This is a genomic window from Gordonia tangerina (assembly GCF_021556435.1).
GTDB lineage: Bacteria > Actinomycetota > Actinomycetes > Mycobacteriales > Mycobacteriaceae > Gordonia > Gordonia tangerina.
This window is the reverse complement of record NZ_JAKGCU010000018.1, coordinates 97,375-106,394: the sequence shown is the minus strand read 5'-3', so window position 1 is coordinate 106,394 and position 9,020 is coordinate 97,375. Positions and strand designations below refer to the sequence as shown.

General features: G+C 62.4%; 6 protein-coding genes and 3 pseudogenes. 8 read left to right on the top strand and 1 reads right to left on the bottom strand.

Annotated features, from left to right (window positions below; genetic code table 11):
* The 5 genes and pseudogenes from L1892_RS17690 to L1892_RS17670 all read left to right on the top strand — a co-directional run.
* Positions 1-83: pseudogene (locus L1892_RS17690) on the top strand (ATP-binding protein); the annotation flags it as partial.
* 286 nt (positions 84-369) lie between these two features.
* Positions 370-1,030 (top strand): annotated as a pseudogene (locus L1892_RS17685) (LuxR C-terminal-related transcriptional regulator).
* Complete coding sequence (locus L1892_RS17680; RefSeq protein ID WP_235724955.1) at positions 994-2,193, top strand: ATP-binding protein; 1,200 nt, start codon at positions 994-996, stop codon at positions 2,191-2,193. Before L1892_RS17685 ends, L1892_RS17680 begins: the two are co-directional and overlap by 37 nt.
* Complete coding sequence (locus L1892_RS25130) at positions 2,175-3,293, top strand: DUF8320 family protein (protein WP_504878617.1); 1,119 nt, start codon at positions 2,175-2,177, stop codon at positions 3,291-3,293. Before L1892_RS17680 ends, L1892_RS25130 begins: the two co-directional genes overlap by 19 nt.
* Positions 3,294-3,527: 234 nt before the next feature.
* Positions 3,528-4,061 carry a hypothetical protein gene (locus L1892_RS17670; protein ID WP_235724953.1) on the top strand — a complete coding sequence of 178 codons (534 nt, stop codon included), beginning with the start codon at positions 3,528-3,530 and terminating at the stop codon, positions 4,059-4,061.
* Positions 4,062-4,139: 78 nt separating this feature from the next.
* Here the strand turns inward: L1892_RS17670 and L1892_RS17665 are convergent.
* Positions 4,140-4,799, bottom strand: a pseudogene (locus L1892_RS17665) (NADPH-dependent F420 reductase).
* A gap of 244 nt (positions 4,800-5,043) precedes the next feature.
* On the opposite strand from L1892_RS17665, the gene L1892_RS17660 reads away from it, so the two are divergent.
* The 3 genes from L1892_RS17660 (at position 5,044) to L1892_RS17650 (ending at position 8,981) form a co-directional block, all read left to right on the top strand.
* Positions 5,044-6,651, top strand: a complete 1,608-nt coding sequence (locus L1892_RS17660; protein WP_308191718.1) for a vWA domain-containing protein — start codon at positions 5,044-5,046, stop codon at positions 6,649-6,651.
* Positions 6,652-7,184: 533 nt separating this feature from the next.
* A complete protein-coding gene (locus L1892_RS17655; RefSeq protein ID WP_235724952.1) occupies positions 7,185-7,865 on the top strand; it encodes a hypothetical protein in 681 nt (226 codons plus the stop codon).
* 297 nt (positions 7,866-8,162) lie between these two features.
* Positions 8,163-8,981 (top strand): hypothetical protein, encoded by an 819-nt coding sequence (locus L1892_RS17650; RefSeq protein WP_235724951.1) that lies wholly within the window; start codon positions 8,163-8,165, stop codon positions 8,979-8,981.
* The last annotated feature ends 39 nt before the right edge of the window (positions 8,982-9,020 follow it).

Here is a 9,020-nt window from a genome sequence, read left to right as displayed (position 1 = left end):
ATGCCCACCTGTGCCAGACCAGCGGCGACTCCGTGCGCCTGGCCCAAGCACTCGCCGGAAAGGGGGTCACCGCCCTCAACTGACCATCCCCGGTGGCGGACCAGTGGGCAGAATCATGTCCCGCCACCGGGCACCCCTTCATGACCGCCTACGGGCAGTTTCCATGTCCGCCTATGGGCACTTACCGATGTCCCTTGACACTGCTTCCCCCCTATCATCGCGACGTGCTCGGTCCGAGGCGCCCGAATCGAAAGGCGCGCCGGAGAAAATCCGAGATCCTCGGGCCGTCTTGTCGCTATCGACAAACAGGTCAACAGGTACTTTGTCGCATAGTCTGATTTCGCGTTTCGTCGGTGTCGAAGGAGGCTAGTGAACAATTCACATCGGATAGGAGTTGTCGAAGACCACGCGGTAACGGTGGCCGGGATCCGCGCCGTGCTCGCTCCGTATCCGGAGCTTGCGTTGGTCGCCGCAGCCCCCACTGTGTCGGATCTGTTGGTCGCGGCCACAGATCTCGACTTGGCGATCCTCGACCTCCGATTGCCCGATGGTTCATCACCCGCTGCCAACGTCGCTGACCTTGCCGCTGGCGGCATCGACAACGTGTTGGTGTTTACGTCGGGCGAGGAACCATATCTGGTGAGAACAGCAGCCAAAGCGGGGGTCTTGGGCGTTGTGCGCAAATCGGAACACGACTCGGTGTTGGTCGCTGCGGTGCGCCAAGCGGCCGAGGGGGGGCGTCGTCGGCACGATGGACTGGGCGATGGCCATCGACGGCGACGCCGAGTTCGCTGACGTTGCGTTGAGTCCCCGGCAGCGCGAGGTTCTCGCTCTCTATGCGTCAGGTGAATCCGCGCAACGGGTCGCATCCCTATCGGGCTTGTCACCTGACACGGTGAACGACTACCTGTCTCGTATTCGGCAAAAATACGCCGCCTCAGGTCGTCCCGCTCCCACCAAGACCGAGTTGTACCAACGCGCATTGGAGGACGGATGGCTACCGTTTCCGCGACGGCGGCGCAATCGCTGACCCCTGCCCGGGAGCAGAGCGCGGCGGTGCGGATCGAGCGTCTGTTTTCGATTTTCGTCGGCGCCGGCTATGTCGCGTACTTGGCAATTCTGGGCCCGATGATCGGTGATCAATTCGGCAGCGTGGCAGCGTGGTGGGACCTTGCCGCGCCCCCTGCAATCTTCATCCCGCCGGCGGTCCTGCTGGTTGCCGCTATCACGCACAGACGTGCGCTCGCGAGGCTTGCATCGCGCACATGCGCGATCGCGTTTGTCGTCGTCGCGCTCAGTTGGTTTCCGGCATCGAATTGGGGGTCCGTTGACAAGGATCCTTGGTTCGCTGTGATTCCTGGCTTGGCTGCGCTCGCTGCCGCCATCACCCTGCCGGCTCGCTGGACCTTGGCCTTGGTGGTGGCGGCGGTAGTCCCGGCGCAGTTGGCGAGCAAGCTCGGTCGACCGGATGACTATCCTGCGAATCTCTTTGCCGACGCCTTGTTCGCATTTGCCTTTGTTCTTTCCTACGCGTGTGCCGCACTGATGGCGATGCGGACCGGGAAAGTTCTCGATGAAACACGTGACGCCGCATACGCAGGTGCCGCCGCGGCTGCCGAAGCGGAGGCCCGACGCAATCAGCGCAGCCATATTGACGGTTTGACTCACGACTGGGTCATGTCGACACTTCTCGCCGCGGCGAGACAGGGAAACACGGAGTCGGTCCGTCGGCAGGCGAGAATCGCCATGCACAAACTGACTTCACCGTCTGCGGAGGTTTCCGTGCTGTCGGCGAACGCGGTTCGTGCACGACTGCGAGCTGCGGCGCTGTCTGTCGACGTTACGCAGCATGTCATCACTACTCTGGACGACACCGCTGACTTGTTGAGTGCTCCCGTCGCAGTGGTCGACGTTCTGGAGTCGGCCATTGCTGAGGCACTGCGTAACAGCATCATTCACGCAGGCGATGATGCCGACCGCACCGTGACGCTTCACATCGCCGCCGACGGTATAAGGGCCACGGTGATTGACGATGGCTGTGGTTTTGACCTGGCAGGTGTCTCACCCCATCGCCTCGGACTTGCCGTAAGCATCCTTGCCCGAGTCCGGTCCCTGCCTGGCGGATCGGCTGAGGTGGTGTCAGCGGCGGACGCAGGTACCCGCGTAGAGATTAGATGGGAGACGCCGTCGTGAGCGTGCTCGACTTCCGGTTGAACGAAGAGACGGGTGACGTTCGCTCATTGCTGGGTATGAACACGAGAGCGGCGTGGGCGATCGCGGCGCTCTTCCTTGGAGCTGAGATAGCTTTGTTTACGACCTCCGCCGGAGAACTGACAGCGGTGTGGCCAGGTGCGGTGTTGCTGGCGATCCTGACTGTGTGGGCGGTCGGTCTAATCTCGGTGCGCCAGGACCCGTTGCCTGCGCCGTTCGCGTTGGCAGTGGCCATTGCAGCGACAGCGGCCACCTACGCCTGTTTTCACGCGCTACCCGTACCGAACAGCTCGCCGGATCAACTCTGGATGTTCGGCGGAGTGACGACGTTGAGCACCTGGCTATGCGTGCGTGGGCGAGTGGGTACGGCATGGCTGACAATGGCGGGTCTCATGGCGTCGGCGGTCCTATGGACAGTGACAACGGATCGCGGACCGATGGAAGGTCTCGGCACGAGTGCGGTGAATCTGGGTCCCTTGTTAATGGCGACATTCTTTGCAGCGACCATTCGGCCTGCCGCGGCCAACATCTACGAGCTCCGCCGACGTGCTGTGGAGCAGAACGCTGCCCGTGCGGCAGCCGTGGCCGCGGTGGCAGAACGTGATCAGCGGCTACGCGAATTGGGTACGGAAGTGACGCCACTGCTGCAGCGGATCGCTGGCGACTCGCGGCTGACGCTCGCCGAGCGGGAACAGTGCCGCACCGTGGAGGCGCAGATCCGCGATACATTGCGGGCGCCGTTGCTGGCCGGGACGCCGCAGGTCTCTGCGGCTGTGTCGGCTGCACGTGGGCGCGGTGTCGAAGTGGTCATGGTTGACGAGCATGGACTCGACGACGTCGACCCACCTGCACGTACGTCTGTGCTGGGACAAATAGTGGCTGTGGTGAATGCCACGGCACGCGGCTCGATCGTTATCCGCATCCTCCCGCCAGGGCGCCCACTGTTCGGCACGATCGTCGTGGATGATTCCCAAGACGTGACACGCGTCGAGCTTCTTCCCGACGGAGCCGGGCGCTCGTCGATGTCCAATGAAGACGAGAGTGCCGTTCTCGCGACTGACCCAGCGCCACAACAGAATTGAGCCAGCTAACGCAGATCGGAACGTACCCGGTGGCAGAGGGCCCATACGCCTACCACCCTGGAACCATCACCACTGATGGTGTCGATGAGGACGAGCTGGGTCCTGGGTATTTCAGTCCATCGTGGATGTCGCATCTTTGTGCTAAATCATTTTGTCGCGCAGCAGTAATCGTCTGGCTTGCGATAGATTTCTGCACGCTCGCATCACACGATTCTTCTTCGCAAAGGAGTCTCTATGGCGATACTCATGCGTCTCGGTACCACCGTGATCGGCGCAGTCTCGGCAATCAGCTTCTTCGGTACTGGCGCTGCTTCAGCCGCTCCCGTGCCTGGGAGCGACGCCGACTTCATCTCGGTGACCACGACTTCAAATTCGGCTACGATCACTGCCACACCCAAGACTCTGAACAGCTGCAATGCGTCTCTCGTCCTCCCCGGAACCCCCAACGACGCGGTCGGGCCGCCGGCATGGTCGGTCACTACCGCCGGAGAGTTGATCGCGATCGACCCCGCACTTGCTGACACGCCACGCTTTCGCCCAGTCTTCAACGAGTATCCCCAGTGGTTTGGCACCCGCACACAGACGATCACCTTGGAGCCGGGATCTTATGTTGTCCTAGCAGAGTGCACCCCCTACAACAGTTCCGGTGGTTACGACGGTGACGACACCCAGTACTACAAGGCGTTTACGGTGAACGGCATTTCCACGCCGGAACCGGAAGAGCCGGGCGGCTCGGGTTGGGGGAGTCTCGACTCGCTATTGCCGTGACGCTGACGTGGCTACAGGCCCCGCCGGGCATAATTACATCCTGAGCCGATCGTCCTTGTCGGGGTCTCGTCGGCTCCGTCAGGCCCGCCACTCCGCGGAACGCTCCGGCGATGCCTCGGCGAGCGCTTTCAGTGTTTTCTCGACGTCATAATCCTTGCCGTACACCGGGGTTCCCGGTTGGTGGCGCTACGACTCGGAGAGGAGGCCGGCGTCGACCGGGTCGAAGCCGAGTTCGTCGACGATGCGAGACACGATCTCTTTGCCGGTCGGGTCGTCGCCGGCGATCGGTAGTGCGATCCGCCCGGCCGCTCCCGCAGGCACGCCCCTGTTGAGCAGGTGCTTCCAGTAGATGCCGTTGAATACCTTGTAGACCGGTACGCCGAGCAGTTGCGACACCCAGACGCTTTCGGGTGTGCCGTTCTCGATCGCCTCGATCTTGCCGTCGCGTTGCTGCGGGTAGTAGTTGTTGGTCTCGATGACCGGCGCGTTCTCCTTGCGGGCGTTGAGGATTCCCGGCGCGAGGTCGGGGGTGTTCTTCTGCGGGATGCTGACGATCACCAGGTCGGCGTCCTGGGCAGCGTCGGCCGCCCACACCGCGGTGGCGCCGGTCTCAGCGGCCAACTCGGTCAGCGTCTCCGGATGCCGCGAGTTCGCCACCCGTACCTGGTGGCCCAGGGCTGTGAGACGACGCGTCAGCGTTCCGCCGATGAATCCTGCACCGATGATCCCGATCTGCACGATTGCACCTCATTTGTTCGGCGATGTGTTGACCATTCGCGCAACGAGCAGGTCCGGTGGGTTCATTCCCAGCGTTGGCCCGTGTGATGAGCGAGCGAGTCGTGCGCGCTGTGTGGCACCTGCGGGTCGCCCGCGGCACGTGATCTATCCATAGCGTCGGCTCCTGTAAACCCCGCTACGCCGGGCCGAATCGTACAAATGGACTACGGACATATCCGTTTTGGGCGAGATAATCTCTTTTCTCATGAGTCGGAGGGCGCAAGGCCTCGGTGCCGTGCTGACAGTCTTGGTCACGTTTCACCTCCTCGTGGCGTGTGCGGCCGACGGGGCTCCGACGGCGGCGCCATCGTCATCACCCCAGGTTGCACCGGCAATACCCACGATGATCGTTCTCGACGCCTCGGAGTCGATGAACACCGATGATGCGCCTGGACCTCGACTGGATGCCGCCAAACAGGCGGTGCAGGCGCTGGTGGCCTCTGTTCCGCCGGAGACCGAAGTCGGTGTCACCGCGTTCGGGAGCACAGTGCCTTCGACGAAAGGCCCGACAGTTGGCTGCACGGACGTGGTCACCGTCGCGCAGCTGGCGCCGGTCGACCGTCAGCAGATGAGCACGATGGTGGGTGGTGTGAGGGCGCAGGGTTGGTCCCCGGTGGGGTCGGCGCTGTTAGCCGCGGCCGAACCGTTGAAAGACAAGCGGGGGTCGATCATTCTCGTATCCGACGGTGAGGCAACCTGCCAACCGGATCCATGTGCGACCGCAGCGCAGATCCGTGAACAGAACCCGGAGATCACCATCAGCGCGGTCGGATTCAAAACCGCTTCTGAGCAGTTGAAGTGCATCGCTGATGCCGGCAACGGCGAGTTCGTCACGGCAGACAACACGGCTCAGCTCATCCCGCGACTCAAAGCGGTACAGGAGCCGAACTCGGCTGCCTCGGCGTTGACTCCCGATGGCTTGTACGGGTTGTCGCTGGGCGACAGCCTGGACGATATCCGCGCCGCGAACCCGAGTTTCCCGTCGGGCCCCGACCCCGGCGAGTCGGTGGTCATCGAATGGCGCGATTGCCGATGGCACTTCGCTGACGGCGAACTGATCAAGATCGAGCCGACGGCAGCCGTGGCGACCATCGACGGTGTTGTCCCAGGCGCTCCGATGTCGCGCGTGGTGGAACTATACGGCGAGCCGGTTTCGGTTGATACCGCACAACACCGCGCCTACTTCGTTGCCGACCGAAGCATCCAGAGTGCATTCATGGTGACCTACGACAGTGACCCGGCAGCCGGCACGGTGCAGTCAATTGTGTTGTGCAAATGCTTACCCGAGCCGAGTTCGATCAGCGCGAGCCCTGACCCGGCTGCCGTACAGACAGGCTTGTCCGCACTATGCGGCAACGTTGCTGAGCAACGCACCGTCACTCATCCGAAACTCGGGCAGGTGGTCGTCGGGCTTGCTCGTCCATCCGGTATGGGTACAGGGTGCATTGCAGCCGTCGACGGAGACGGGGCGGAGTTGCTGGTACAGAAAGTCGGGGTTTACAAAGATGCTCTCGACTTCGCCGACCCCATAACAGATTCCACAAACAACGTGTTCATCACCTACAACCCGGGGCGGTACAACGGCGTAGTGGTACTCGTCCCGGACGAGGACGGCTTTGCGGACATCGGCTGGGACCAGAGCGGCGAATACCAGAGCACAACCAATGCCTTCTACTACGCCGAACTCGAAGGCCCCGGCAGCGACGGCCGCTACACCATCACACAGTACGGAAACGACTGCGAGCCTTCCTGCGCGGACGGGGCCATCTCCGAGAAGACCCTGCGGTGGAACGGATCTCAGTACATTGGGTGAGACTGGAGGCCCGAGGTAGTGAATTCGCGGAGTTGATTCGAAGTTCATCGGTCGCAATTCGACTCGGAGTGTTTTATCAAAAGGAATGAACTGTCTGCATTGCCGTCGCCGGCGGTTTCGCTTCGTGCCAAGTTGTCCCGTCCAGCAGAACCATGCCTCTACCGGCAGCGATGCGTGCGCGCCATCCCCCGAATGTGTGAACATTGCACGTTTGTGGCGCGTGCTCGTCGAGACTCCGCGACGTCTACGTTCGGCGGCATCGGCACGTTGGTTGTGCGACAATAGATCTCTCGTTGACGCCGTGTTCAAGGAATCCCATGCCATTCAACCCGCCACCCAATTGGCCGACGCCCCCTCCGGGCTGGACTCCACCACCGGGCTGGGAGCCAGACCCGCAGTGGGGACCGGCACCAGATCACTGGGACTTCGGGCATTGGCCAGGTCGACGACCGCCCCCGAAAGGTATGCGGCGTGCAACCGCAACAGTCGTGAATCATCCCTTGTGGACCACGCTCGGCGCGATAATCGGAATCGTGGGACTGGCGTTCTCGGCAGTACAGATCTGGCAGGCGTCCGCGCCCAAACCTGCTGATCTCGAGGTCGCCATGTCGTCGGTTGCTGGACCGCAAAGCGTTCCCGCGGTTTCCTACGATCGGATTCGGAAGGTGGCAGGAGAGTCGACGCCATTCAGTGCGAATCCAATAGACATCACATTGAAGAACAACGGTGACCGACCTGCCCTCATCACCGCTGTCATCGCGGATGTGAAACATCTGGAAACGCTGGCGGACTGCACTGGCAGTGGGGCCGGTCCTGCCGGCATCTCGGCCGAGTACTCGATCAAGATCCCCACGCAACCTCCTGGCGCTGCGCTCGGCCCGCACCAACAGGATGTGAGGTTTGAGGTCAAACCTGGTGCTGTGGACAGAATGTCATTGACCATCGGCCCAGAGATCGAGAGCTTCTACAACTACCCGTACGTTGTCGGCGTTGATGTCAAGTTGGTGCACGACGGTGGCGCTGAACTCGACGCAGGCAGTTACGCCATCGTCACGAACCACAAGGCAGTCGAGGAACACATTGCGAACAGCTCCGATGAGGCCTGTGCGCAGAAGAACCTGGAAGTTCTCGAGACGATCTACGCGTACCAATCGATCAAGTCATCCGAGCTCGATCAGCTCCGCGACAACTATCGAGCGTTGGCAGCAGGTTGATCGCGATTGTCGGCGACTCTCTCGAGAGAGTGCGCCTGACTCATCAAGCTCGCTGCGCGCCAGACACCTCGTTCATCTGAGTTTTGTGCAAAGCTGACCCCTGGGATGAGGAGCATCGTGCGCTACAACCCTCCGCCGAACTGGCCACCGCCCCCACACCCGGGGTGGACACCGCCGCCGGGCTGGCAACCGGACCCGCGATGGGGGCCGCCCCCCGCTGGGTGGCCGCTCTGGATCACCGATGTTGCCGAGGACCAGCGTCGCGACCCCGGCGGTTGGTCGATTCACCACTATGCAATGGATTCGAGCACCCGCACCGCGACGCCGATGCGTGCGGCCGGGCCCGAGCATATGCCTGGCGGACCAGCGAAGAAGCGATTCCGCCGGGCGATGGTGCACCCCGTGTGGATCTCGGCGGCGACGGTGATCGCGATTGCCGGCTTGGTGTTGACGCTGATCCAGATGAATCAGGGAGAGCCGGACGCCGAAGACCTGGAATTGGGTGCCGTCACAATGCAAGAACCGCAGCAGATAGCGGCAACACGCTACAACGTGACCAACCCCTCTTTGAGGAGCCCCGCAGCGGCCACGGTGACGCCGATCGACATCACGCTCAAGAACAACGGCGGCCTGCCCGCCCGCATCAATACTGTCGAGGCAGAAGTCGTATCAGCAGCGGACCTCGATTGTGGACGTCAGGGCGGGGAGAGCAGAGTGTCGGCCGAGTACTCGTTGCGCATCCCATACTCGGAGGTAGATGGTGTCACTGACTCCAACGTGGCTGCGGGCGTCGATTTCACCGTTCAGCCCGGCTCCACGGATCGTTTGATCGTCACCGTCGGGCTGGAGCGTGAATCACATCGGCCAGTCGTGCTCGCGGTCAAGTTGAGACTGATTCCCGACACGGGTCCGCCGATCGAGATCGGGCCGGTCGCAGTGGTTTCGCCAGACGGGGTAGAGAACCAGATCGGCACCCTGGAGATGATGTCTCGTGTCGCGGGGATCGGTGAGTGTGCTGGGGAACAGGGGGCCAAGCTCGACGAGGTCTACGGAGTGACCAGCATGCAGTCTGCCGAGCTGGACCGGCTCCGGGACGCGTTCGCCGCAGTCGCCTGACCGAATCGCAGCTCCAACACCTCCATGCGCTCTGCGGCA

Bases quoted from the DNA above. Each gene is read 5' to 3' on its own strand.
- L1892_RS25130 (WP_504878617.1), top strand. From the start codon at position 2,175: ATGGGAGACGCCGTCGTGAGCGTGCTCGACTTCCGGTTGAACGAAGAG.
- L1892_RS17670 (WP_235724953.1), top strand. From the start codon at position 3,528: ATGGCGATACTCATGCGTCTCGGTACCACCGTGATCGGCGCAGTCTCG.
- L1892_RS17660 (WP_308191718.1), top strand. From the start codon at position 5,044: ATGAGTCGGAGGGCGCAAGGCCTCGGTGCCGTGCTGACAGTCTTGGTC.
- L1892_RS17650 (WP_235724951.1), top strand. From the start codon at position 8,163: ATGGATTCGAGCACCCGCACCGCGACGCCGATGCGTGCGGCCGGGCCC.
- L1892_RS17680 (WP_235724955.1), top strand. From the start codon at position 994: ATGGCTACCGTTTCCGCGACGGCGGCGCAATCGCTGACCCCTGCCCGG.